This window comes from Streptomyces ferrugineus (assembly GCF_015160855.1).
In the GTDB taxonomy this organism is placed as follows: Bacteria; Actinomycetota; Actinomycetes; order Streptomycetales; family Streptomycetaceae; genus Streptomyces; species Streptomyces ferrugineus.
On sequence record NZ_CP063373.1, the window covers coordinates 7,725,001 to 7,748,644 of the forward strand.

Sequence of the window (23,644 nt, forward strand, 5' to 3'; positions counted from 1 at the left end):
CGAGGCCCGGTGGGACCTTCAGGTAGCCCAGGTCTCGTGCGATGCCCATGTTGCGGACCATCGAGCGGCCCACGAAGGCGACCCGGCGTCCGTATTCATGAGCCGCGTCCAGGATCTGCTGGATGCGGTGGACGTGGCTGGCGAAGCTCGCCACGATGACGCGCTTGCGGGCGCCCGCGAAGACCTGGCGCAGGACGTTGGAGATGTCGCGCTCGTGCGGGGTGAAGCCCGGGACCTCCGCGTTCGTGGAGTCGGAGAGGAGGAGGTCGATGCCTTCCTCGCTCAGCCGTGCGAACGCGTGGAGATCTGTCAGACGGTTGTCCAGCGGGAGCTGGTCCATCTTGAAGTCGCCCGTGTGGACCACCAGGCCGGCGGGCGTGCGGATCGCCACGGCCAGGGCGTCCGGGATGGAGTGGTTGACCGCGACGAACTCGCAGTCGAAGGGGCCGATGCGCTCGCGGTGCCCCTCCGCCACCTCGAGGGTGTACGGGCGGATGCGGTGTTCCTGGAGCTTGGCCTCGATGAGGGCGAGGGTCAGCTTGGAGCCGATCAGCGGGATGTCCGGCTTCTCGCGGAGGAGGAAGGGGACGCCGCCGATGTGGTCCTCGTGGCCGTGGGTGAGGACGATGCCCTCGATGTCGTCGAGGCGGTCTCTGATGGACGAGAAGTCCGGCAGGATCAGGTCGATTCCGGGCTGCTCCTCCTCGGGGAAGAGCACTCCGCAGTCGACGATCAGCAGGCGGCCGCCGTACTCGAAGACCGTCATGTTCCGGCCGATCTCGCCGAGACCGCCGAGTGGGGTGACCCGCAGGCCGCCTTCGGGGAGCGGCGACGGCGGGCTGAGTTCAGGATGCGGATGACTCAAAAGACTCTCCTCACCACGCGCGCCACGTACCGGTCGGGCACGTGGCGCGCGTGACGTTCGTGCAGAAGCAGTTGTCGTTGTGTGTGCTGCGCAGGCACCGGTGGCCTGCTTATTCAGTTGTGAAGTCCGTTTTGCGCGCCGGGCGCGCGAAGTCTGGTGCTAGAGCTGTACCCCACCAGCGGCAAGATCGATCTTGAGCTGCTCGATCTCCTCGGGGGAACACTCGGCCATGGGGGCGCGCAGTGGTCCGGCGGGCAGGCCCTGCAGGGCGAGCGCGGCCTTGGTGGTCATGACGCCCTGAGTGCGGAACATGCCGGTGTAGACCGGGAGCAGCTTCTGGTGGATCTCCGTGGCCTTCTGGACGTCGCCGGAGACATACGCGTCCACCAGCGCCCGCAGGTCGGGGGTTACCAGGTGGCCGACGACCGAGACGAAGCCGACCGCGCCCACGGAGAGCAGCGGCAGGTTCAGCATGTCGTCGCCGGAGTACCAGGCGAGGCCGGAGCGGGCGATGGCCCAGCTGGCTCGGCCGAGGTCACCCTTCGCGTCCTTGTTGGCGACGATGCGCGGGTGCTCGGCGAGACGGACGATCGTCTCGGTGTTGATCGGGACACCGCTGCGGCCGGGGATGTCGTAGAGCATCACCGGCAGCTCGGTGGCGTCGGCGATGGCCTTGAAGTGCCGGTACAGGCCCTCCTGCGGGGGCTTGTTGTAGTACGGCGTGACCACCAGCAAGCCGTGTGCGCCGACCTGCTCCGCCGCGCGGGCGAGCTCGAGGCTGTGGTGGGTGTCGTTGGTGCCGACGCCCGCCACGACATGGGCCCGGTCGCCGACCGCCTCCAGCACCGCTCGTACGAGGTCCGCTTTCTCCGCATCGCTGGTGGTGGGGGACTCACCGGTGGTGCCGTTGATGATCAGGCCGTCGTTGCCTGCGTCCACCAGGTGCGTGGCGAGCCGCTGTGCACCGTCGAGGTCGAGTGCGCCGTCCGCCGTGAACGGCGTGATCATGGCGGTGAGGACCCGCCCGAAGGGGGTCTGCGGAGTGGAGGTCGGAGCCATGGGTTACACGCTACTCGTTGCGCACGGCCTGGTCTGCCCTCGGGGGGTGCGGGAAAGTCAGGACAAAGATGGAGCCCGGCACTGCCTGCTCGGGGGTTCAAGCAGTGCCGGGTCCGTTTGATCAGGCTAGATGAACTTCTCTAAATGCCGCAATACGGACACTTCATGAGGCTGAACCGCGGCCCGGGAGGAGCCTGCTCGCGTTACGGCGCCACACGGCCGTTCGCATTGAAGGCGGCGTACGTCAGCGGCATGAGCTTGGCCCACTCCGCTTCCATCTTCTCGCCGACCATCTCGATCTCCCGCTGCGGGAAGGACGGCACCTTGGCCAGTTCGTGCTGGGTGCGCAGGCCGAGGAAGTGCATCAGCGAGCGGGCGTTGCAGGTGGCGTACATCGAGGAGAACAGGCCGACCGGGAGGACGGCACGGGCGACCTCGCGAGCGACGCCCTGCGCGAGCATCTCCTGGTAGGTCCGGTATGCCTGGCGGTACGACTCCTCCATGCCGCGGTGCACGGACTCGTGCTGCTCGGGGGTGCCCTCGACGAACACGTACTTGCCCGGCCGGCCCTGCTGGACGAGCTTGCGCGACGTGTCCGGTACGTAGAACACCGGCTGCAGCTCCCGGTACCGGCCGGACTCCTCGTTGTACGACCAGCCGACGCGGTGCCGCATGAACTCGCGGAAGACGAAGATCGGGGCGCTGATGAAGAACGTCATGGAGTTGTGCTCGAACGGGCTGCCATGCCGATCGCGCATGAGGAAGTTGATCAGCCCCTTGGAACGCTCCGGATCCTTGTTCAGCTCGTCCAGGGACTGCTCCCCGACGGTCGACACACGGGCCGCGAACAGGACGTCGGAGTCTGCCGCGCTGTGCTTGACCAGTTCAACGGTGACATCGCTGCGGAGGTCGATCTTGAGTTCGTCGTCGGGGGTCACGATTCGGAGGGTCCTTCCCATCACATCACTTGGCGACGCCACTCTACGGCCCACCAAACGGGACGATCACGATCGTGACCGAGTGAAGTTGGTGAAACCGGGCACCTTTTGGGGCACTCGCTCGTCTGTGTTGGTGACAGAGATTTCGATCGATCACCGAAGGGAGAAGGACCCCCGATGTTCCGTCGGCGCGAGCCCGTCCCGTTCGCCTTCCTCGCCGAGGCCGACAGGTTCCGCAGCAATGTCGCTCCCCCGCCCCGTGAGCGGGCGTCCGTCGGTCAGATAGCCGGACGCTGGCTGCTGGGGCTCACCATCGTCGCCGGTCTGGTCGGCTCGCTGATGGTCGGCATGCCGGCGCTGTCCACGGACACCGCCTCGCAGACCCAGCCGTCGCAGGCGTCCCAGGGGCGTTGACCCCTCCCCCGCGGCCCCGAATGGCGTGAGACGTACCCCCATGGCCCCCCGCGAGTGGTGAGCGGGCACGCTGGTCGATAGCCTCACCGGGCACAACCCATGCCTGGATTGAGTGAGGACCAGCCGTGCCCCTGCCCTTCCTGACGGCCGACCGCGCATTCGAGGCTGCAGACGACGTCGCGCTGCCCTTCGACGACCACGACCGCTGGCGGCGTCCCTACCGCCCCGGGCCGTGGCGGGTGGGCATGGCGGCGCTGGGGCTGCTGCTCGCCTCGTTCGTGCTGTTCGCGGCGGTCATCATCGCCCTGACCGGCACGGTCGAGGAGGCGGCCGTCGTCTTCGGCATCGCGCTCGCCGTCATCGCCTGTGCCCTGCGGCTGCTGCGCGCGGGCGTGTGGGTGAGCGCGCGCGGACTGCGCCGGGTGAGCTTCCTGGTCACGCGTACGGTGCCCTGGGAGCAGGTCGTCGCGGTGCGGACGGTGCAGCAGCCGGTGCGCTGGCTGGGGCTGCCGCGCACCGTGCAGGGGCAGGCGCTGATGCTCGTACGGCGGGATCGGGCGGCGGATGACATGCCGACGCTGATGACCACGCACAACGCGGACTTCCTGGCGCGGGTCGCGGCGTTCGACCGGGCGGCCGACGCGATCGAGGCGTGGGCGGCGGAGAACACGCGCGGCTGATCGAGACGGTATGCCGAAGGGGCCGGTCCGCGGTGCGAGCGGGCCGGCCCCTTCGGCGTTCGGATCCAGTTCGGCGTTCGGATCCAGCGGATGTCGTACGGCTCAGGCCTCCACGGTCTTGCCGTCGTGCAGGGCGATGGCCCGCTGCATCGCCTTGCGTGCCCGCGGGGTGTCGCGGGCGTCGTGGTAGGCGACGGCGAGGCGGAACCAGCTGCGCCAGTCGTCGGGCGCCGCTTGCGTCTCGGCCTTGCGCCGGGCGAAGACCTCGTCGGCCGAGTCGCGGTCGATACGGCCGCTGGGGGTGCGCTTCAGCTCGTCGACGGGCAGGCCGCCCTCGGCGTCGAGCTGGGCGGCGAGGGCGTTGGCCCGGCGGACGAACTGGGTGTTCTTCCACAGGAACCACAGGCCGATGACCGGCAGGATCAGCACCGCCACGCCGAAGGTGACGGTGAGGACCGTGCCGGACTGGATGAGCATCACGCCACGGCTGCCGACCAGGACGAAGTAGACGACCAGGACGGCGGCCGTTATGGCGTAGGAGATCTTCGCGCGCATCGATGAGCCTCGTGTCAGCCCAGATCCAGGAAGTGCTCAAGACCGAACGTCAGGCCCGGAGTGGTCACCACGCGGCGCGCGCCGAGCAGGATGCCCGGCATGAAGCTGCTGTGGTGGAGGGAGTCGTGGCGGATGGTGAGGGTCTCGCCCTCGCCGCCCAGCAGGACCTCCTGGTGGGCCAGCAGGCCGCGCAGACGGACCGCGTGGACCGGCACTCCGTCGACGTTCGCACCGCGCGCGCCGTCCAGGGCGGTCTCCGTGGCGTCCGGCGCGGGGGCCGTGCCGGCGGCTCGCCGGGCCTCGGCGATGAGCTGGGCGGTGCGGGTGGCGGTGCCGGAGGGGGCGTCGACCTTCTTCGGGTGGTGCAGTTCCACCACCTCGACCGACTCGAAGTACGGCGCGGCGATCTGCGCGAACTTCATCGTCAGGACGGCCCCGATGGAGAAGTTCGGCGCGATGAGCACGCCGGTCTCCGGGGACCCGGCCAGCCGGCCCTTCAGCTGCGCGAGGCGCTCGTCGGTCCAGCCCGTCGTGCCGACGACCGCGTGGATGCCGTGGCTCACGCAGTAGTCGAGGTTGGCCATCACCGAGTCCGGCGTGGTCAGTTCGACGGCCACCTGGGCGCCCGTCTCCGCGAGCGTCTCCAGCTTGTCACCCCGGCTCAGGGCGGCGACCAGCTCCATGTCCTCGGCGGCCTCGACCGCCCGTACCGCCTCGGAGCCGATCCGGCCCTTGGCGCCGAGGACCGCCACGCGCAGCTTGCTCATCTCTGTTGCTTCCTTACGTCGGATGTTCCGAGGGCGGACGCCTCAGGCGACCGCGTCGTGCAGCCGGGACGCCTGCTTGTCCTTCAGCGGGCCGATGACCGACAGCGAGGGCCGCTGGCCCAGGATGTCGCGGGCGACCGAGCGGACGTCGTCCGGGGTCACCGCCGCTATCCGGGTCAGCATGTCGTCGACGGACATCTGCTCGCCCCAGCACAGCTCACTCTTGCCGATGCGGTTCATGAGCGCACCGGTGTCCTCCAGGCCGAGGACGGTGGAGCCGCGGAGCTGGCCGATGGCGCGGCCGATCTCGTCGTCGGACAGACCGTGTTCGGCGACGTGGTCGAGTTCGTCGCGACAGATCTTCAGCACGTCGTGGACCTGCGAGGGGCGGCAGCCCGCGTACACGCCGAACAGGCCGCAGTCGGCGAAGCCCGAGGTGTACGAGTACACGCTGTAGGCCAGACCGCGCTTCTCGCGGACCTCCTGGAACAGACGGGAGGACATGCCGCCGCCGAGGGCGGTGTTGAGGACGCCGAGTGCCCAGCGGCGCTCGTCCGTGCGGGACAGGCCGGGCATGCCGAGGACGACATGGGCCTGCTCGGTCTTGCGGCCGAGGAGCTCGACACGGCCGGCGGTGCGCAGGGCGCGGCGGCCGTCGCGCGGGGCGATGGGGGCGGCGGCCGGGTTCTTCAGGGCGCCGGCCTTCTCGAAGGCCGCGCGGACCTGTCGTACGACCTTGTTGTGGTCGATGTTGCCGGCGGCCGCCACGACCAGGTGCGTCGGGTCGTAGTGCTTCTTGTAGAAGCGGCGGATGCGGTCGGCGGTGAGGGCGTTGACCGTGTCGACGGTCCCGAGGACGGGGCGCCCGAGGGGGTTGTCGCCGAACATGGTGTGCGCGAACAGGTCGTGCACACAGTCGCCCGGGTCGTCCTCGGTCATGGCGATCTCTTCGAGGATGGCGCCGCGCTCGACGTTGACGTCCTCTTCGAGTATGAGCGAGCCGGTCAGCATGTCGCAGACGACGTCGATGGCGAGCGGCAGGTCGGTGTCGAGCACGCGCGCGTAGTAGCACGTGTACTCCTTCGCCGTGAAGGCGTTCATCTCGCCGCCGACCGCGTCGATGGCGGACGAGATGTCCAGCGCCGACCTGCGGGTGGTGCCCTTGAAGAGCAGGTGCTCCAGGTAGTGCGTGGCGCCGTTCAGGGCCGGGGTCTCGTCGCGGGAGCCGACGTGCGCCCAGATACCGAAGGTGGCGGAGCGGACCGAGGGCAGGGTCTCGGTGACGATGCGCAGGCCGCCCGGGAGGGTGGTCTTGCGGACGGTGCCGATGCCGTTCTCGCCCTTGATGAGGGTTTGGGTACGGGCGACGGCCCGCGCCTCCGAAGAGGAGCGGGCCGTCGCCGTGGAGCTACTCGACGTCACTTGTCGGCGTCGTCCTTCTTGTCGTCGGCGTCGGCGCCTTCTTCGCCCTCGATCACGGGGACGAGCGACAGCTTGCCGCGGGAGTCGATCTCGGCGATCTCGACCTGGACCTTGGCGCCCACGCCGAGCACGTCCTCGACGTTCTCCACGCGCTTGCCGCCGGCGAGCTTGCGGATCTGCGAGATGTGCAGCAGACCGTCCTTGCCCGGGAGCAGCGAGACGAACGCGCCGAAGGTGGTCGTCTTCACGACCGTGCCCAGGTAACGCTCGCCGACCTCCGGCATGGTCGGGTTGGCGATCGAGTTGATCGTGGTGCGGGCGGCCTCGGCGGCCGGGCCGTCGGAGGCACCGATGTAGATGGTGCCGTCGTCCTCGATCGTGATCTCGGCGCCGGTGTCCTCCTGGATCTGGTTGATCATCTTGCCCTTGGGGCCGATGACCTCACCGATCTTGTCGACCGGGATCTTCACGGTGATGATCCGCGGCGCGTTGGGGGACATCTCGTCCGGCGTGTCGATCGCTTCCATCATCACGTCGAGGATGTGGAGGCGGGCGTCACGGGCCTGCTTCAGGGCGGCGGCCAGCACGGAGGCCGGGATGCCGTCCAGCTTGGTGTCGAGCTGGAGGGCGGTCACGAACTCCTTGGTGCCGGCGACCTTGAAGTCCATGTCGCCGAAGGCGTCCTCCGCACCGAGGATGTCGGTGAGGGTGACGTAGTGCGTCTCGCCCTCGATCTCCTGGGAGATCAGACCCATGGCGATACCGGCGACCGGGGCCTTCAGCGGCACACCGGCGTTCAGCAGCGACATGGTGGAGGCGCAGACCGAACCCATGGACGTCGAGCCGTTCGAGCTGAGCGCCTCGGACACCTGACGGATCGCGTAGGGGAACTCCTCGCGCGTCGGCAGGACCGGGACCAGGGCACGCTCGGCGAGGGCGCCGTGGCCGATCTCGCGCCGCTTCGGGGAGCCGACGCGGCCGGTCTCGCCGGTGGAGTACGGCGGGAAGTTGTAGTTGTGCATGTAGCGCTTGCGGGTCACCGGGGAGAGGGTGTCCAGCTGCTGCTCCATGCGGAGCATGTTGAGGGTGGTGACGCCCAGGATCTGGGTCTCGCCACGCTCGAACACGGCGGAACCGTGGACCCGCGGGATGGCCTCGACCTCGGCGGCGAGCGTGCGGATGTCCGTCACGCCACGGCCGTCGATGCGCTTCTTCTCCTTGATGACGCGCTCCCGGACCAGGGTCTTGGTCAGCGAGCGGTACGCGGCGGAGATCTCCTTCTCGCGGCCCTCGAACTCCGGCAGGAGCTTCTCGGCGGCGAGCGCCTTGACGCGGTCCAGCTCGGACTCGCGCTCCTGCTTGCCGGCGATGGTCAGCGCGGAGGCGAGCTCGGGCTTGACGGCGGCGGTCAGGGCCTCGAGGACGTCGTCCTGGTAGTCCAGGAAGATCGGGAACTCGGCGGTCGGCTTGGCGGCCTTCGCGGCGAGGTCGGCCTGGGCCTTGCACAGGACCTTGATGAAGGGCTTCGCGGCCTCCAGACCGGCGGCGACGACCTCCTCGGTCGGGGCCTCGGCGCCACCCTGGACCAGCTTGATGGTCCCCTCGGTGGCCTCGGCCTCGACCATCATGATCGCGACGTCGCCGTCCTCCAGGGTGCGGCCCGCGACGACCATGTCGAAGACGGCGTCCTCGAGCTCGGTGTGCGTCGGGAAGGCCACCCACTGACCGCGGATCAGCGCGACGCGGACGCCGCCGATCGGGCCGGAGAAGGGCAGACCGGCCAGCTGCGTGGACGCGGACGCGGCGTTGATCGCCACGACGTCGTACAGGTGGTCGGGGTTGAGGGCCATGATCGTGGCCACGACCTGGATCTCGTTGCGCAGGCCCTTCTTGAAGGACGGGCGCAGCGGGCGGTCGATGAGGCGGCAGGTGAGGATCGCGTCCTCGGAGGGCCGGCCCTCACGGCGGAAGAAGCTGCCGGGGATCTTGCCGGCGGCGTACATCCGCTCCTCGACGTCCACCGTGAGCGGGAAGAAGTCGAGCTGGTCCTTGGGGTTCTTGGAGGCGGTGGTGGCCGACAGCACCATGGTGTCGTCGTCCAGGTACGCCACGGCGGAGCCGGCGGCCTGCTTGGCCAGGCGGCCCGTCTCGAAGCGGATGGTGCGGGTGCCGAAGGAACCGTTGTCGATGACGGCTTCGGCGTAGTGGGTCTCGTTCTCCACTAGCGTTTTCTCCGTTACTTTTCGTCTTTTGTCCTGATCCGCCCGTGTGGCGGAAGGACGTGGGCGGAGAAGCGCTCCGTCTGGTGCGGGCCGGTCTTCGATCGAAGCACCCGGGGTTCGCATCGCCCGGGGGCCACTACCGAGGACCGGCGGCGGCGAGGTGCACTTCTCCTCGTGTCACTGCGTTGTGCTACCACACTACAAAGCGGGTGTGACACTCCGCACGTTTCCATACGTACGGCAAAGGGAGCGGCTCCCGATCCTTCTCGGGAACCGCTCCCCTCATGGCGTCTTACTTGGCGCCCGCCGCACCGCGGCGGATGCCGAGGCGGTCGACCAGCGTACGGAACCGGGCGATGTCCTTCTTCGCCAGGTACTGCAGCAGGCGGCGGCGCTGACCGACCAGGATCAGCAGACCACGGCGGGAGTGGTGGTCGTGCTTGTGGGTCTTGAGGTGCTCGGTCAGGTCGGAGATCCGACGCGACAGCAGGGCGACCTGGACCTCGGGGGAGCCGGTGTCGCCCTCCTTGGTACCGAACTCGGACATGATCTGCTTCTTCGTAGCGGCGTCGAGCGACACGCGTACTCCTCGTGAGTCTTCTACTTGCCACCGAGTGCCCCTGGTCTTCATCTCAGGGGAGCTTCCATGACTCGGGAGGCGGGGATCCGCTGGGCGCTGCCCCCAGTGGACCGGGGACGCGTACACAAACGGCCGTCACACAGCGTACCAGCCCGCGGGCACGCTCCTGACAGGCGGTTTCCCCACCCGTCAGAGGCCGCCGCGGACCTTGGCGTAGACGTCGAGGACCGCCAGGCAGATCGGGACCAGGGACAGCAGCACCAGGGAGTCCGCGAGGTCCAGCATGCGGCCCCAGAAGGGGGAGAGCCCCTTCTGCGGGACGATCAGGGCGATCGCGATCAGCAGCAGCACGCCCGCCCCGACCGAGGCGCCGAGCCACAGGGTGCGTACGTCGACCGGGCCGGAGTTGCCCTGGAGCAGATCGACGATGATGTCGGCCGGCGGCGAGATCGCGAGGCCGAGCACCAGCAGTGCGAGCGCGACGACGCCGGCCACGAACAGGCAGGTGACCTGGGCGGTGTAGCGGAACAGCCGGGCCCGCAGCATCGCGGCGAGGCCGGTGCACAGGGCCAGCAGCTGGGCCCAGCCGCTGTCGCTGAAGCCGAGCACCGCGCCGCCCGCGCCGATGATCACGGCGGCGCAGCCGCCGACGAGGCCCAGCAGCAGCTCGTGGCCGCGGCTGGTCTGGGCGACGATGCGCTGGACGTCGACCGCCTCGAGGTCGCCCTCGCGGCCCTCGCGGCGGGCGCGGGCCAGGTCCTCGGGGTTGCGGAAGCCGATCGGGAGCTTGGCGAAGCGGGCCGACCAGCCGGGCAGGAAGCCGACGACCGCCAGGGCGACGACCGTGGTGCCGGCGGCGATCTCGCGGGGCTCGGCCTCGGTGAGCACCCCGCAGAACACGGCGAGCGTGCCGATCGCGGAGGCCAGCGCGGCGGCCACGAACGGGGCGTCGCCCTGCGGCAGCAGCATGATCAGTACGACGGAGCAGAGCAGTACGGCCACACAGCCGACCAGGAACTGGATCCTGCCGGGGCCCTCACCCGCGTCCTGGGGGATGACGCCGGAGCCCGCGATGAGCGCGTGCGGCAGTGCCGAGATGCCGAGCGCGACGGCGGCGCCGCGGTCCTCGTACACCCGGGCCCGCACACCGGCGAGCGACGTCAGGGCGAGCGCGGTCACGCCGGCCAGGATGCCCTGCAGGCCGTGCATGTCGTGCCGCAGCGGATCCGCGAACCAGAAGACGAAGCCGAGCATGACCAGCAGCAGCGACCCCGCGACCAGGCCCGCGACCCGCATCAGGTTGTCGTTCCAGCTGCGGACGTCCTGCTTGACCGCCGCGGCGATGGCGTCCACCACGTCGTCGTGGACCGCCGGCGGCAGCGAGTCGGCGAAGGTGCGCAGCAGCAGCACCTCGCCGTCCCTGACCCGGTGCTCCAGCAACGACCGGCTGGCGTCCAGCACTTGGCCCTCACGGGTCACAAGGTGGTAACCGGCGGGACTGTTGTCCGACTGGACCAGGCCCGAGAGTCTGACGATCTCGGGAAAAAGGTCCTGGATCGGCAGGTCCTCCGGCAGCGCCACATCGACGCGACTGTCCGGCGCTGCGATGGTGATTCGGCAGAAACCTGTCGAAGTCCCCGTGCTCACCTGGTGTTCCCCCTGCTAGACAAGGCTTCTTCACGCCGCTCCTACGACGCGGCTCGCCACCCTATCCGCTGCCGCACCCGGGGAAGGACCTACCTCCCGCATTCCTCCCAGGACCTGCGCCGCATCTCCATCCGCCTCCCTCCATCGGGCACCTGCCGCATCAGTAGGATCGACCTCTACGCGAACGACGCCTACGCGAACGAGAACACGTCGCGGTACAACGGGGGCGTCGGTGCCAGGACGTACGTATCAATCGCGAAGGATGAGTGCATCGGTGAGCGTCGTCATCATCAAGCGGCCACCGCGGATAGTGCCCCCGGCCGTCCCGGACGGCGAGGTCAAACTGGAGACGCCCCCCGAGATCCCTCGCGAGGGCGACGAGAGCATGCTGATGAACCTGCTGCCCATGATGGGCATGCTGGGTTCGGTCGGTTTCTTCTTCATGCCCAACCTGCCCTCTTATATGAGGGTGGTCGGTGGTCTGATGCTGGCCTCGACGCTGGCCATGGCCATCGCCCAGTTCGCCAGGGCCCGGCAGCAGGGCGGCGGCGCGGGGATGGCCCAGGACCGGCGTGACTACTTCCGCTATCTGGAGCAGGTCCGCAAGGACGTGCACAAGACGGCGGAGCTGCAGCGGCAGAGCCAGCTCTTCCAGCATCCCGACCCGGAGCAGCTCTGGGCGGTGGCGGCCGACAGCAAGCGGCTGTGGGAGCGGCGGCCGACGGACGCGGACTTCGCCTCCGTACGGATCGGGCGCGGTGTGCAGCAGCTGAACACTCCGCTCGTCGCGCCGGAGACGGCGCCCAAGGACGAGCTGGAGCCGCTGACCGCGGCCGCCATGAAGGCGTTCCTCGACGCGCACGGCTCGCTGTCCGATCTGCCCGTCTCCATCTCGCTGCGCGCCTTTTACCACGTGACGGTCTGCGGCGAGTCGGACACGGTGTACGGCAACGCCCGGGCCTCCCTGTCCCAGTTGGCGACGCTGCACTCGCCCGAGGATCTGATGATCGCCGTGGTGGCGCACCCCTCCGCGGCGGCGGACTGGGACTGGATCAAGTGGCTGCCGCACAGCCAGCATCCGAAGGCCAAGGACGGGGCGGGCTCGACCCGGCTGCTGTTCGACGACCTCGGTGAGCTGGAGGAGGCGCTGGCGGACCAGTTGGGCGACCGGCCCCGCTGGAACCGCGAGGCGACCCCCGTCTACGACCAGCCGCATCTGATCGTGGTGCTCGACGGCGGCACCGTGCCGCCGGACTCCGAACTGGCCAGCAGCGAGGGCCTGCAGGGCGTCACGTTCCTGGAGATCGCCCCCGGCCCGCTGGAGGAGGAGCTGCGCGCCGGTCTGACGGTCTACGCGAAGCCGGACCGGATGCGGCTGTTCGTCGGCCACGAGTCCGCGTACACCGGCAAGCCCGACGTGCTGAACCCGGCGCAGGCCGAGTCCCTGGCGCGGCAGCTGGCCCCCTTCCGGGTCGGGTCCGCGGAGGAGGGCGAGCCCCTGCTGTCCAACCTGGACTTCACCGACCTCATGGGCATCGGCGACGCGGGCACCGTCGACGTCTCCCGCACCTGGCGGCCGCGCACGCTGCACGAGCGGCTGCGGGTGCCGATCGGTGTCGGTGAGAACGGCGAGCCGGTCATGCTGGACCTCAAGGAGGCCTCGCAGGAGGGCATGGGCCCGCACGGTCTGTGCGTCGGCGCCACCGGTTCCGGCAAGTCCGAGGTGCTGCGCACCCTGGTGCTCGGGCTCGCGGTGACGCACTCCTCGGAGACGCTGAACTTCATCCTCGCGGACTTCAAGGGCGGTGCGACCTTCGCCGGTATGGCGGACATGCCGCACACCGCGGCCGTGATCACCAACCTCGCCGACGACCTCACCCTCGTCGACCGCATGCGCGACTCGATCATGGGTGAGACGCAGCGCCGTCAGGAGCTGCTGCGCTCGGCGGGCAACTACGCCAACCTGCACGACTACGAGAAGGCCCGGGCCGCGGGTGCCGCGCTGGAGCCGATGGCCTCGCTGGTGATCGTGCTCGACGAGTTCTCCGAACTCCTCACCGCCAAGCCCGACTTCATCGACATGTTCATCCAGATCGGCCGTATCGGCCGTTCGCTGGGCATTCACCTGCTGCTGGCGTCGCAGCGCCTGGAGGAAGGCAAGCTGCGCGGCCTGGACACGTACCTGTCGTACCGGATCGGTCTGCGGACCTTCTCCGCCGCCGAGTCCCGTACGGCGATCGGTGTCCCGGACGCCTACCACCTGCCGTCGATTCCCGGTTCCGGTTATCTGCGCTACGACACCGACACCATGGTCCGCTTCAAGGCGGCGTACGTGTCGGGGCCGTACCACGGTGAGGGCCCGTCCCGCGTGCACCGGTCGACCCAGTTGCGGCCGGCGCTGTTCTCCGCGGAGCACGTGGCGCTGCCCCCGCAGCCGGTGATCGAGGAGCCGGAGCCCGACAACCGGGTGGACGACGCGCTCGCCGACACCGTCCTGGACGTGCTCGTCGGCCGGATGGTCAACCAGGGTCCGCCCGCCCACCAGGTGTGGCTGCCCCCGCTGGAGGAGGCGCCGTCGCTGGAGCAGTTGCTCCCGCAGCTCGCCGTCAGCCCGGAGCGCGGCCTGACCGCGCCCGACTACACGGCGCTCGGCCGGCTCAACGTGCCGGTCGGCCTGGTGGACAAGCCGTTCGAGCAGCGGCGTGACGTGCTGTACCGGGACTTCGCGGGCGGTGCGGGTCACGGTCTGTTCGTCGGTGGTCCGCAGTCCGGCAAGTCCACGCTGCTGCGTACGCTCATCTCGTCGTTCGCGCTCACCCACACGCCGTCCGAAGTGCAGTTCTACTGCCTGGACTTCGGCGGCGGCAGCCTGATCGCGATGGAGGAGCTGGCGCATGTCGGCGGCGTCGCCAACCGTCTCGACGCCGAGAAGGTGCGACGTACGGTCAGCGAGGTCGAGGGCATCCTCGAGGCGCGCGAGGAGTACTTCCGCGTCAACAACGTCGACTCGATCACGACCTTCCGTCAGCGCCGGGCCGCGGGCCAGCTGCCCGACCAGCACTGGGGTGACGTCTTCCTCGTCATCGACGGCTGGGCCACGTTCAAGACGGACTACGAGCTGCTGGAGTCGACCGTCACGGAGATCGCGACCCGCGGCCTCGGCTTCGGTGTGCACGTGATCCTGACGGCGAGCCGCTACACCGAGGTGCGTCCGGCGCTGAAGGACATGCTGCAGAACCGCATCGAGCTCAGGCTCGGTGACCCGACGGAGTCGGAGATCGACCGCAAGGTCGCGCAGAACGTCCCCGCCACCGTGCCGGGCCGTGGTCTGACGCCGGACAAGCTGCACTACATGACGGCGCTGCCGCGCGTCGACGGCTCCTCGGCGACGGACGACCTGTCCGAGGCGACGTCGATCCTCATCCGCGGGATCAACGACAACTGGCAGGGCAGCCACGCCCCGGCCGTACGACTGCTGCCGACCATGATGCCGGCGGACCGCCTGCCCAAGGGCTTCGAGCACCCGGACCGCGGTGTGGCCATCGGTATCGACGAGTCGTCGCTGTCGCCGGTCTTCGTCGACTTCGAGACCGACCCGCTGTTCATCGTGTTCGGTGAGAGCGAGTCCGGTAAGTCCGCGCTGCTCAGGATGCTCGTCAAGCAGATCACCGAGCGCTACACGCCGGACCAGGCGAAGATCGTCATGGGTGACTACCGGCGCGCCCACCTGGAGGGCGTGCCCGACTCGCACCTGTCGCGGTACTGCGCGTCGGCGCCGGCTCTCACGGAGACGCTGGAGGGCCTGGCCGGCTCGATGCACCGCCGGATGCCCGGTCCGGACGTCACGCCCGAGCAGCTGCGCAACCGGAGCTGGTACAGCAGCCCGGACGCGTTCGTCATCGTCGACGACTACGACCTGGTGGCGACCGGCGTGAACCCGCTGGCCCCGCTCCTGGAGTACCTGCCGTTCGCCCGTGACATCGGTCTGCGCGTCATCATCGCGCGGGCCTCGGGCGGTGCGAGCCGGTCGCTGTACGAGCCGGTGATGCAGCGGATGCGCGAGCTCGGCGCCCAGGGCGTGGTGCTCTCCGGCGACCGCTCGGAGGGCGCGCTGCTCGGCAACATCACGGCGTCGCAACTCCCGCCCGGCCGTGGTTACTTCCACACGCGCCGGCGCGGCGGCCAGCTCATCCAGACGGGATGGCTGCCGAACCGGTTCTGAGGAACGGTCGGTTCAGGACGAACGGTCGGTTCAGGACGAACGGTCGGTTCAGGAGGAACGGTCGGTTCAGTCCGCAGGGGCGGTACCCGGGTGGGTGCCGCCCCTTCCTGTTGCCCTTGGGGGGTTCAGGGGCCCGGCGCTAAAGTGGCGGCGCGACATGAATGACGAGCCACGGGGGGCAGTTGTGCCGTCGGAATACATGGACTCCGATCCCGCGGTCCTCAAGACCGAGGGCTACCACATGTTCAACGTCGGAGTGGACTTCGCCAAGGCCGTGACGGCGCTGCAGACGGGACTGACCGCACTCGAGCAGGGCGACACCCCGCCGTGGGGCGACGACGACATCGGCGAGAAGTTCGGCGTCGTCTACGAAGGCCTGCGCGACGGCATGTACGACTCGATGGGCAGCCTGGCGGAGCGGATCGCCGGGATGGGCGTCGCCTTCACCAAGATGGGCGTGGCGCACGAGCTGAACGAGGCCGAGCAGGAAGCCATCTGGCGGGAGACGACGGCCGAGTACGACGGTCAGGTGAAGATGCCGCCCGGGGTGGCCACGGGCACGCTCCATACCAAGCCGACCACCTGATCCGCGACGGACGTGTGACGGACCACCCGCGCCAGTAGGGTGAGTCACACATGTCGTTCGCACGTCAGGAAGAGGCCCAGCAGCATGACCGAGGCACGGGACAACGAGGTCGGGACTCAGGCCGAGGACATCAAGGCGCGCAAGGAGCGGGAGCGCGACGAGTTGTACGCCCTCGACATCTCCGGGGTCGAGTGGCACTGCGCGCCCGGTACCGAGGAGCACGAGGAGCGGGTCGAGATCGCGTACCTGCCCGAGGGTGCGGTGGCCATGCGGTCCTCCCTCGACCCCGGCACGGTGCTGCGGTACACCGAGGCGGAGTGGCGGGCGTTCGTACTGGGCGCGCGGGACGGGGAGTTCGACCTGGAGCCGACGCCGCACAACGGAGGCGTGGCGGCCGACTGAGCGCTCCGCCGGCACTGAGCCGATCTGCGGCTCCGCCGGTTGTGCCGACTGCGGCTCCGGCGCGGGGCGGCGATGGGCCGTCGATCGGCTGCGGCGTCATCGTGGCTGATCACGTCCGAGCGGCGGAGCCGGCCGTACATCGGCTGTGACATCAGCCGCCGGCGCGGCGGTGCCCCGCGCCCCTTCAGGGCGCTGCCGCACCCAACAGACTTCGCCCGGCCCGCCTGGTCCGTCTCCGGGCCCGGCCGGGCGCCTAGGATCGGCGTCGAACGCGAAGGCATCCGCGACGGCGGAGGACGCGGAGGACGGGGACCCATGACCGGCTCGACAGACGACTACGCACCGCACCCCCACATAGGTGGCCGGGTCGCCGCCCTGCGCGCACTCGCCGCGTGGCGTGGGTCCGCGCCCGGCGCACCACGCGTGGTCGTGCTCACCGGCAGCTCCGGCAGCGGGCGTTCGCGGCTGCTCACCGGGTTCCTGATGCTGTGCGAGCCGGAGTACCGCAAGCGACTGCCGCTGGACGAGATGGATCCGTCCACGGTGCCGCCTGAGCTGCCCGCCCCGGCGGTGCCGTCCGCCGACGGACTGACCGCGGCCCAGGTCCTGTGGCTGCTGGCCGACCACTACGGGCTGAACGCCACCAGCACCGAGGGCGTGTACGCCGAACTGGCCGCTCTCGACGAGCCGGTGACCGTCGTCGTACCGGACGTCGACCGGGCCGGCCCGGTACGCGCCGCGGGCGAGCCCGAACGGCTCGTACGGGACGTGCTCAAGCCCCTGGCGGCCACCGAGACGGTCCGGCTGCTGGCCGAGGTGCCGCGCCCGCTGGCCGTCGAGCTGGCCGCGGGCCTGCCGTCCGGCACCGTCCAGGTCATCGATCTCGACGAGCAGGAGTGGGCCGACCCGGAGGGCCTGGTGCTGCACGCCCAGGCCGCGCTGAACCCGGAGTTCGGGGCGCCCGAGCTGCCGTTCACCGTCGATCCCGCCGCCCGTCTGGCTCTGGGCGCGGCCATCGGCCGCCGGGCCGGGACGAGCCCGCTGGTCGTTCAACTCGCCGTCCACTGCATCCTGATGGCCCCGGAGGGCTTCGACCCGGCCGACGAGCGCCTGTTGCCCACCTCGGTCGGCGAGGCCCTCGACCTGCATGCCCGGCGGCTCGGTGCCGACCCGCGGACGCTACGGCTGCTGCTGGCGCCGCTCGCCCTGGCCGAGGGCGACGGGATACCCGTCCAGCTGTGGGCGCGGCTGGCGAGCGCGGTCGCCGAGCAGGACATGAGCCAGGCCATGGCGGGCGCGATGCTGCTCGCCGGACCCTTCGTACAGCCCGAGGAGCGGGAAGAGGAACAGGAGCAGGTAGAGGAGCAGGAGCAGGAAGAGGAGGGTGCGGACGGCGGGCGTACGCTGCTGCGGCTGCTGCACCCGGCCGTCGGGGACGAGATCCGCGCCGGTCTGCCGAACGTCCGGGCCGCTCAGACGCAGATCGCGATGGCGCTGCTGGAGGCCGTGCCGGAGCAGGACTGGAGCAAGGCCGACCCCTATGTGCGCGACCACATCGCGGGCCACACCCTGGAGGCGGGCCTGCTGCCCCAACTCCTCACGGACCCGGGGCTGTTCGTCCACGCCGACCCGGTGCCGCTGCGCGCCGCCGTAGAGGCCGTACCGACCGAGGCGCTGGGTCCACCCGCCCGTACCTATCTGCGTACGGCGCCCCTGCTGACCCGCACCCAGGCTCCCGTCACGCTGCGGGCCGCTCTGCTGGAGACCGCGTTCGTCGAGGACGGGCTGCCCGAGTACGCCGAGGCCATCCACGACCGGCTCGGTGTCGAGCTGCCCTGGCAGACCCTGTGGAACCTGCCCGTTCCCGGGATCAGCGCCGCGACCGTCGGCAGCCTGCCCCGGCCCGAGGGACCGGCCGCCCCTGTCGCCGTCCTCGTCGTGCCCGCGGGCACGCCCGGTGCGCTGCCGGTCGGCGAGGGATCGGGTTCCGCGGTGCTCGTCCATGGGCTCGTACAGCCCGGTCTCCTCGGCGACGCCGGCACCGACACCGACACCGGCCCCGACCTCGACCCCGCGCGGATTCTGCGCCCCTCCGAGGAGGAGCGGGCCGCCGCCCCGCTGGGGCTGAGCCGTGGCGCGGACTATCTGCGGGTCTGGGACCGGGCGAGTCAGGAGGTCGTCGCCGCGCTGGTCTCCGACACGCCCTTCACCGCCGCCGACCTCTCCTCCGACGGCATCCTGCTCGTGGCCACCGAGCGTGGGGCGAAGGCCCTGCGCATCCGCTCGGCGGGCACAGGGATAGCCTCGTAGACGCGCAGGGCGCGGCCCGCGCGTGGACAGGCACGGCGCGGCCCGCGCGTCGACGCGTACGGCGGGGCCGTCCCGTCGATACGTACCGACACGTACGGCGGGGTCCTCCCGTCGACACCTACGGCGGGGCCCACCCGTCGTCCCTGTTCTCCCCTCGACCGACCAGTCCCGAAGGAGCCTCCCCGTGACCAGCCAGGAGCAGGCGCTCGCCATCGCCGACCGTTGGCTCAACCCGGACGGCTCGGCGGAGCCGCGCCGTGAGGTCCGGACGCAGGAGTTCGACCTGGGCTGGGTCGTGTGGGCCGCGCCCGCGGAGCCCGAGCGTGACCCGGTGACCGGGGAGCGTCGGCCGCCCGCCGAGATCGGCAACGCCTGCGGGGTCGTGGACCGCCGTACCGGCGAGCTGACGGTCTGGCCGTCGGTGCCGGTCGACGAGGTCGTGCGGATGTACCGGCAGAAGCACGGCCATGCGGCACAGGACGCGGGATCGCCGGAGGGCGCCCGTCCGGTCACCGGCCCCGGCAACACCGCCGTCTTCACCTACGTCGACCCGGCGAACGGCGAGGAGACCACTCTCTTCCGCACCTCCGCCCCGGGCCTGCCCCCCGCCGAGCACCAGGCGTGGGCCGAGCTGCGGCGGATGAACGTACCCGTCGACAATGTCGTGGCCATCCACACCGACCTGCGTCCGAGCCTGCTCCCCGGCGGCTACACGGCCGAGCTGCTCAACGCCTTCCCCAACGCCCAGCTCTCCTGCTCGCAGACCTACGGAGCCCGTCCCGAGGCCCGTGCGGAGGGCATCGCGGCGCTGGTCGAGCAGGTCGAGACGATGCACCGGATCGCGGGGCAGCAGCCGCCGCCCCGCCCCCACCGGGTTCCGGTTCCCGCCCAGGTGACGCCCGCGGAGCCGATGCGTGACGTGGCCCTCGGCCGGCATCTCGTCGAGGTCTTCGGCCAGGACGGCGTACGCCGCTTCGACGCCGACGACATCGCCGACAGTCCGCTGCCCGAGGCCACCAAGGAGACGCTCACCTGGGCCGGGCTCCCCGCCGACCTCCCGCTGTTCTTCACGGCCGACCGGCCCGACGCCCCTCCGGCCGGCGGACTGTTCACCGACGTCGCCACGAATCTGCGCGAGCGGCGCAGCCCGGCCGGCGAGGAGAAGATCGGCACCCTGGCCCATCTGGCGCGGATCGGCTTCGACGGGGTGGCGGTCGTGGCGGTGCAGTGCCGGCCCGGCTCCGGGCAGCCGGACGGTCTCGGGGCGGTCTGGGCGGTGGATCCGGTCACCGCCGAGGCGCGCTACGTCAATGTCTCGGTCGCCGCCTTCGCCCGGTCCCTGGCCCTGCTCGCCACGGTACGGCAGCGGATGCAGGGCATGGACGCGGTCGCGGCGGGCGCGGAAGTGGCGGAGCTTCAGGGGCGGTTGGCGGCCGTCGACGCGTCCGCGGCGGCCAGCACGGAGACCTGGTGGTCGCTGATCGTCGAGCAGATGTGGCACGGGTTGTTCTGAGGCGGCCTGTTCTGCCCGGTCCTGTGGGCGCCCATCGAGACGACAACGACAAGGACAACGACAAGGACAAGGAGAAACGCCCCGTGACTTCGGGCGACACGGCACCGCCCACCACCTCGGAGCAGGCACTCGCCATCGTGCGCGACCGGTACGCACAGCCCGAGCTGCCGGACGGCACCGCTGCGGAGCTGCGCGTCGAGGAGTTCGACATCGGCTACCTGGTGTACGCCGTGTTCCCGCCCGTCACGGACGCCGCCGGCGGGCGGCCGCAGCCCGCTCCGCCCGGCGGCGGCAAGATCGTGGTCTCCAAGGAGACCGGCGAGACCGTCACCGTCCCCAACTACCCGACGGAGACGGCCATCGCGCTCTACCGCCGACAGCGCGAGTCTCGGTGACGCAGCACTCGGTACTCAGTACAGCGAGAAGCCGCCGCTGTGCCTGCCCTGATCCTTCTTGCCGGACTGTGATGTCTGGTCCTTGGAGCCGCTGGGCTCGGACTGCCCGGAGGGGGCATCCCCGCCCGCCGGTGCCTCTCCGTGCCTGATCCGGTCGCGTTCCTCCTCCGACAGCGACTCCCACTGGCCGCGCAGGGACGCCATGCCTCCGCCGAGGGCGCGGGCCACCGCCGGGTCGTCCAGGGCGTCGCGCAGGGCGAGTCGGCCGGAGAGCATCCTCTTGGCCGCCTCCTGAAGGTCTTTGCTGACGCCGTCGTTCTCGGACAGCTTGCGCAGGGCGGAGTTCAGGGAACGTATCTGCTCCGGTTCGAGCGCCTCGTCCAGTACGCCGCGGTCCGGCGGATTCGGGTTCGGAGAGTTCTCGGGTCGCCCGGTCATATCGCTGCTCCTCGTTTCTCCTCGCGTCTCGACACCCGCAGTATCTCCCGTCACTTACGGGTGCCATGCTGACCCCCACTGGCCGAAGCGGTGAAGGATCGAAGAGACGGGCTGAGGAGAGGGACGTATTGTCATGGCTCGGACACGGCGCACCAGCGTTGACGCTTCCCTCACCGGCTTGGTCGGCGGAGCCTTCGGACGCCTCGGGCGCGCCGGCGGTCTGGTCTTCCTGCTCGCGGGCCTCGTACTCAGCGGATGGGGCGCGTACGAGGGGGCGTACGCGGCGGGTTGGGCGGGCACGCACGGCACCCTGACCGTGAAGCAGTGCGAGGTAAGCTACCCGGGCAACGCCTCGCGCAGCAGCCGTAAGAACCGTCGGCCCGTCCGTTGCGAAGGCACGTTCGTCTCCGATGACGGCAGCAGTACGGATGCCAACGCCGCGGTGCGGGTCAGGAGGCAGTACGCGCCGGGCGCCGAGTTGTCGGTGCAGCAGACGGAGCCGCCGACGGCGGCCGACGCCGGGGATGGCGATTACCTGCAGAGCGGCGTGGACCGGGCCTGGCGCTGGTTCGGCGCCTTCTTCGGGGGCTGGGTCCTCACGGGTCTCGGGGTCTTCTGCCTTGCCACCGGTTTCGCTCCGTTCGGGCGGAGCCGTGTCTCGTTCGACGCGGCGTGGGAGGCGGCGGGGCGGGGCGCGACGCGGTGGGTCGTGATCGGGGCGGTCGGGGTGGGGCTGGTCGGGGCCGGGGTGTCGTTCCTGGTCAGCTACTTCTTCTGATACTCCTTCCGACCGGGCCCCGGTGGGGGTTGTGGCGGATGGCGGCGGGTAGTCTGCGCCGGTCAACTTCGCGTTGATCTTTCTTCGTTCAGTCAACCACGGGGTCTTGCAGGCATGTCGACGCCTCCACCGCAGTATCAGAATCAGCCGCCGTACGGACAGCTCGTTGCGAGCCGTGAAGTCCGCCGTCGTCGTCCTGGCGGTGTTCGGCGCCGTGGGCTACTGGGTCTGGGACTACAACACCAGCCCCACCGGGGGCAAGGCGAAGGCGGAGGCTTCGGCGTCCGCGGCGGCCGAGGAGGCCAAGCAGCACGAACCCGAGATCGGCGACTGCGTCAAGGTCGAGGACCCCGACGGCGACCCGGTGCCGACGGTCGTCGACTGTGACTCCGCCGAGGCCCAGTACAAGTTGGGCGAGTGGATGCCCGGCAAGCACCAGGAGTGCGGGTCGGAGTACGACTACGGCATTCAGTACCGCAACAGCGGCCACAGGTCCAGCTATACGTTGTGCTTCACCAAGGTCTGAGTGGCGGTTCTCGGGACGGCCTGAGGGGCTCAGCGAGCTGACCGGCTGGTGCGGGCTGACCGGGCCGATCGGGCCGATCGGGCTGATCGGGCTGATCGGGCTGATCGGGCTGAAGGGCTTGTTGAGCCGGGTGGGTCAGGGCATCGCATCCGCCAGCGACGCTCCGGCCGCCGCGAGAATGATCGCCATCATGGCCCAGCGGGTGCGTGCGCGCCGTGCCAACTCCACGCTGGCACCGGCGAAGGCGAAGGCCAGGCCGTACACCACGGTCCCCACGCCCGCCTGCGTGGCGTCGTTGAGACGCCCCACGATCACGAAGAGGCAGACCAGCGCCACCAGCGCCCCCGCGGCCATGAGACCACCGCGAGCGCTCCGCGCCTGCTGAGACCGTTGTCTCGCGAACCCCGGATCCGGTTGCCCCTGGAAACTCGCCCTGACTTCGTCCACGCCCGGCAGGACCGGATCGCCCTCGCCGCCTCGCATCTGCATCTGTACCTGTTCCCCGCCGCGTTCCCGGCCGTGCGTCGTCATGACGAGGCAGCGTAGGTCAATTCGCTAAGCTCACGCACCATGTTGCCATCGCACACACCCTCCCCCGCGCCGGACGCCACGGTCATACGGACCGGCCGCCGCGGTGCCATGGCCGGACTCCCCTGTTCCGTCGTCCTCATCGCGCTGGGCGCCGTCGGTGTCTTCGGTGCCGTCGTGATCGCCACCGGGAACCAGAAGGGCGAGTCCAGCCCCGCGGGGTTCGTCGGCCTGGTGTTCATGGTGGTGCTGGGCCTTCTGGGCGTGTACCTGTTCATCGCCAACTGGGCGAACCGCCGGACGAGGATCCTCGTCGACCACACCGGCCTGTGGATCGACGGCGGAAAGCTTCGCAACGTCATCCCCTGGCAGGGCCTCGCCGGAGTCGGCCTCTACTGGAGCAAGTTCGGCCGTCAGAAGGTCTACTCCCTTGAGCTGTTCCCCACCGGCCCCATCGACCGGGACGACCCGGTCCTGTGGACCCTGGTCCGCGACGAGGAGCCGCCGCATCCGAACCTGCCCCGGCTGCGCTACCGCGTCCCCTTCCCCGCGGGCTGCCAGGAGCAGGTGGTCGCGGCGGTCCAGCAGTACGTCCCGCACATCTGGCTCGGCGAGTCCGAGCGTGCGCAGGGACACATCGGCCGACCTGACGTCAAGGGGCACAAGGAGCGCACTCGGGGCGGCCGTACGCAGTGAACGGCCGGCGATCGCGTCGTGCTCCTCACGACTCCGCACAACGACCGCGACCTGCAACGGATTTGTGACAGCGAACCCCTGAGGTTGCCTGCGGGTGAGTC

At 70.1% G+C, this 23,644-nt stretch carries 22 protein-coding genes (1 of these 22 cut by a window edge); 11 read left to right on the forward strand and 11 right to left on the reverse strand.

Features of this window, described 5'->3' with window-relative positions; genetic code table 11:
- The 3 genes from IM697_RS34435 to thyX form a co-directional block, all read right to left on the reverse strand.
- Positions 1 to 865, reverse strand: the 5' portion of a protein-coding gene (locus IM697_RS34435) for a ribonuclease J (RefSeq protein ID WP_194039994.1). Its footprint begins 821 nt before the window's first position; only the first 865 of its 1,686 coding nucleotides appear in the window; the start codon lies at positions 863 to 865; the stop codon falls past the left edge of the window.
- 159 nt (positions 866 to 1,024) lie between these two features.
- On the reverse strand, positions 1,025 to 1,924 hold the full coding sequence (dapA, locus tag IM697_RS34440; protein ID WP_194039995.1) for a 4-hydroxy-tetrahydrodipicolinate synthase: 900 nt from the start codon (positions 1,922 to 1,924) through the stop codon (positions 1,025 to 1,027).
- Positions 1,925 to 2,127: 203 nt separating this feature from the next.
- Complete coding sequence (thyX, locus tag IM697_RS34445) at positions 2,128 to 2,883, reverse strand: FAD-dependent thymidylate synthase (RefSeq protein ID WP_194039996.1); 756 nt, start codon at positions 2,881 to 2,883, stop codon at positions 2,128 to 2,130.
- A 156-nt stretch (positions 2,884 to 3,039) separates the two neighbouring features.
- Between thyX and IM697_RS34450 the strand changes: the two genes are divergently transcribed.
- Both IM697_RS34450 and IM697_RS34455 read left to right on the forward strand, forming a co-directional pair.
- Positions 3,040 to 3,276, forward strand: a complete 237-nt coding sequence (locus tag IM697_RS34450; RefSeq protein ID WP_194039997.1) for a hypothetical protein — start codon at positions 3,040 to 3,042, stop codon at positions 3,274 to 3,276.
- Between the two features lie 125 nt (positions 3,277 to 3,401).
- Positions 3,402 to 3,956 (forward strand): PH domain-containing protein, encoded by a 555-nt coding sequence (locus IM697_RS34455; RefSeq protein WP_194039998.1) that lies wholly within the window; start codon positions 3,402 to 3,404, stop codon positions 3,954 to 3,956.
- A 102-nt stretch (positions 3,957 to 4,058) separates the two neighbouring features.
- On the opposite strand, the gene IM697_RS34460 is transcribed toward IM697_RS34455, so the two are convergent.
- From IM697_RS34460 to eccD, 6 genes are all read right to left on the reverse strand, one after another.
- A complete protein-coding gene (locus tag IM697_RS34460; RefSeq protein WP_194039999.1) occupies positions 4,059 to 4,511 on the reverse strand; it encodes a tetratricopeptide repeat protein in 453 nt (150 codons plus the stop codon).
- Between the two features lie 14 nt (positions 4,512 to 4,525).
- Positions 4,526 to 5,278: a 4-hydroxy-tetrahydrodipicolinate reductase gene (dapB, locus tag IM697_RS34465; RefSeq protein WP_194040000.1), complete on the reverse strand. Its 753-nt coding sequence runs from the start codon at positions 5,276 to 5,278 to the stop codon at positions 4,526 to 4,528.
- Positions 5,279 to 5,320: 42 nt separating this feature from the next.
- The gene (locus tag IM697_RS34470) at positions 5,321 to 6,700 is read right to left on the reverse strand and encodes a M16 family metallopeptidase (protein ID WP_194040001.1); all 1,380 of its coding nucleotides are present in this window, start codon (positions 6,698 to 6,700) and stop codon (positions 5,321 to 5,323) included.
- Positions 6,697 to 8,922, reverse strand: coding sequence for a polyribonucleotide nucleotidyltransferase (locus IM697_RS34475; protein ID WP_194040002.1), 2,226 nt, complete (start codon positions 8,920 to 8,922; stop codon positions 6,697 to 6,699). Before IM697_RS34475 ends, IM697_RS34470 begins: the two co-directional genes overlap by 4 nt.
- Before the next feature lie 292 nt (positions 8,923 to 9,214).
- A complete protein-coding gene (gene rpsO, locus IM697_RS34480) occupies positions 9,215 to 9,502 on the reverse strand; it encodes a 30S ribosomal protein S15 (protein ID WP_194040003.1) in 288 nt (95 codons plus the stop codon).
- A 189-nt stretch (positions 9,503 to 9,691) separates the two neighbouring features.
- Positions 9,692 to 11,149 (reverse strand): type VII secretion integral membrane protein EccD, encoded by a 1,458-nt coding sequence (eccD, locus tag IM697_RS34485; RefSeq protein WP_194040004.1) that lies wholly within the window; start codon positions 11,147 to 11,149, stop codon positions 9,692 to 9,694.
- 274 nt (positions 11,150 to 11,423) lie between these two features.
- Here eccD and eccCa point away from each other — a divergent pair, with 274 nt between their 5' ends.
- From eccCa to IM697_RS34515, 6 genes are all read left to right on the forward strand, one after another.
- The gene (gene eccCa / locus IM697_RS34490; RefSeq protein ID WP_194040005.1) at positions 11,424 to 15,371 is read left to right on the forward strand and encodes a type VII secretion protein EccCa; all 3,948 of its coding nucleotides are present in this window, start codon (positions 11,424 to 11,426) and stop codon (positions 15,369 to 15,371) included.
- A gap of 199 nt (positions 15,372 to 15,570) precedes the next feature.
- The gene (locus IM697_RS34495) at positions 15,571 to 15,957 is read left to right on the forward strand and encodes a hypothetical protein (RefSeq protein WP_194040006.1); all 387 of its coding nucleotides are present in this window, start codon (positions 15,571 to 15,573) and stop codon (positions 15,955 to 15,957) included.
- An 84-nt stretch (positions 15,958 to 16,041) separates the two neighbouring features.
- Positions 16,042 to 16,359: a DUF397 domain-containing protein gene (locus IM697_RS34500; RefSeq protein ID WP_194040007.1), complete on the forward strand. Its 318-nt coding sequence runs from the start codon at positions 16,042 to 16,044 to the stop codon at positions 16,357 to 16,359.
- A 315-nt stretch (positions 16,360 to 16,674) separates the two neighbouring features.
- Positions 16,675 to 18,669: an ATP-binding protein gene (locus IM697_RS34505; RefSeq protein WP_194040008.1), complete on the forward strand. Its 1,995-nt coding sequence runs from the start codon at positions 16,675 to 16,677 to the stop codon at positions 18,667 to 18,669.
- Between the two features lie 184 nt (positions 18,670 to 18,853).
- Complete coding sequence (locus IM697_RS34510) at positions 18,854 to 20,182, forward strand: SUKH-4 family immunity protein (protein ID WP_194040009.1); 1,329 nt, start codon at positions 18,854 to 18,856, stop codon at positions 20,180 to 20,182.
- 23 nt (positions 20,183 to 20,205) lie between these two features.
- On the forward strand, positions 20,206 to 20,577 hold the full coding sequence (locus IM697_RS34515) for a hypothetical protein (protein ID WP_228044290.1): 372 nt from the start codon (positions 20,206 to 20,208) through the stop codon (positions 20,575 to 20,577).
- Between the two features lie 15 nt (positions 20,578 to 20,592).
- Here IM697_RS34515 and IM697_RS34520 read toward each other — a convergent pair whose 3' ends face one another.
- Positions 20,593 to 21,015 carry a hypothetical protein gene (locus tag IM697_RS34520; RefSeq protein WP_194040010.1) on the reverse strand — a complete coding sequence of 141 codons (423 nt, stop codon included), beginning with the start codon at positions 21,013 to 21,015 and terminating at the stop codon, positions 20,593 to 20,595.
- 133 nt (positions 21,016 to 21,148) lie between these two features.
- On the opposite strand from IM697_RS34520, the gene IM697_RS34525 reads away from it, so the two are divergent.
- On the forward strand, positions 21,149 to 21,793 hold the full coding sequence (locus IM697_RS34525; RefSeq protein WP_194040011.1) for a hypothetical protein: 645 nt from the start codon (positions 21,149 to 21,151) through the stop codon (positions 21,791 to 21,793).
- Positions 21,794 to 21,968: 175 nt separating this feature from the next.
- Complete coding sequence (locus IM697_RS34530) at positions 21,969 to 22,319, forward strand: LppU/SCO3897 family protein (RefSeq protein WP_194040012.1); 351 nt, start codon at positions 21,969 to 21,971, stop codon at positions 22,317 to 22,319.
- Positions 22,320 to 22,454: 135 nt separating this feature from the next.
- Here the strand turns inward: IM697_RS34530 and IM697_RS34535 are convergent, their stop codons facing one another.
- Positions 22,455 to 22,850, reverse strand: a complete 396-nt coding sequence (locus IM697_RS34535) for a hypothetical protein (RefSeq protein ID WP_194040013.1) — start codon at positions 22,848 to 22,850, stop codon at positions 22,455 to 22,457.
- A gap of 39 nt (positions 22,851 to 22,889) precedes the next feature.
- Here IM697_RS34535 and IM697_RS34540 point away from each other — a divergent pair, with 39 nt between their 5' ends.
- A complete protein-coding gene (locus IM697_RS34540; RefSeq protein ID WP_228044291.1) occupies positions 22,890 to 23,543 on the forward strand; it encodes a hypothetical protein in 654 nt (217 codons plus the stop codon).
- Positions 23,544 to 23,644 lie beyond the last annotated feature (101 nt).

What these genes read in the sequence shown, in the direction of transcription:
- dapA (WP_194039995.1), bottom strand. Translation starts at nt 1,924, where the DNA reads ATGGCTCCGACCTCCACTCCGCAGACCCCCTTCGGGCGGGTCCTCACC.
- thyX (WP_194039996.1), bottom strand. Translation starts at nt 2,883, where the DNA reads ATGGGAAGGACCCTCCGAATCGTGACCCCCGACGACGAACTCAAGATC.
- IM697_RS34450 (WP_194039997.1), top strand. Translation starts at nt 3,040, where the DNA reads ATGTTCCGTCGGCGCGAGCCCGTCCCGTTCGCCTTCCTCGCCGAGGCC.
- IM697_RS34460 (WP_194039999.1), bottom strand. Translation starts at nt 4,511, where the DNA reads ATGCGCGCGAAGATCTCCTACGCCATAACGGCCGCCGTCCTGGTCGTC.
- dapB (WP_194040000.1), bottom strand. Translation starts at nt 5,278, where the DNA reads ATGAGCAAGCTGCGCGTGGCGGTCCTCGGCGCCAAGGGCCGGATCGGC.
- IM697_RS34495 (WP_194040006.1), top strand. Translation starts at nt 15,571, where the DNA reads ATGGACTCCGATCCCGCGGTCCTCAAGACCGAGGGCTACCACATGTTC.
- IM697_RS34500 (WP_194040007.1), top strand. Translation starts at nt 16,042, where the DNA reads ATGACCGAGGCACGGGACAACGAGGTCGGGACTCAGGCCGAGGACATC.
- IM697_RS34505 (WP_194040008.1), top strand. Translation starts at nt 16,675, where the DNA reads ATGACCGGCTCGACAGACGACTACGCACCGCACCCCCACATAGGTGGC.
- IM697_RS34520 (WP_194040010.1), bottom strand. Translation starts at nt 21,015, where the DNA reads ATGACCGGGCGACCCGAGAACTCTCCGAACCCGAATCCGCCGGACCGC.
- IM697_RS34525 (WP_194040011.1), top strand. Translation starts at nt 21,149, where the DNA reads ATGGCTCGGACACGGCGCACCAGCGTTGACGCTTCCCTCACCGGCTTG.
- IM697_RS34535 (WP_194040013.1), bottom strand. Translation starts at nt 22,850, where the DNA reads ATGACGACGCACGGCCGGGAACGCGGCGGGGAACAGGTACAGATGCAG.
- IM697_RS34540 (WP_228044291.1), top strand. Translation starts at nt 22,890, where the DNA reads ATGTTGCCATCGCACACACCCTCCCCCGCGCCGGACGCCACGGTCATA.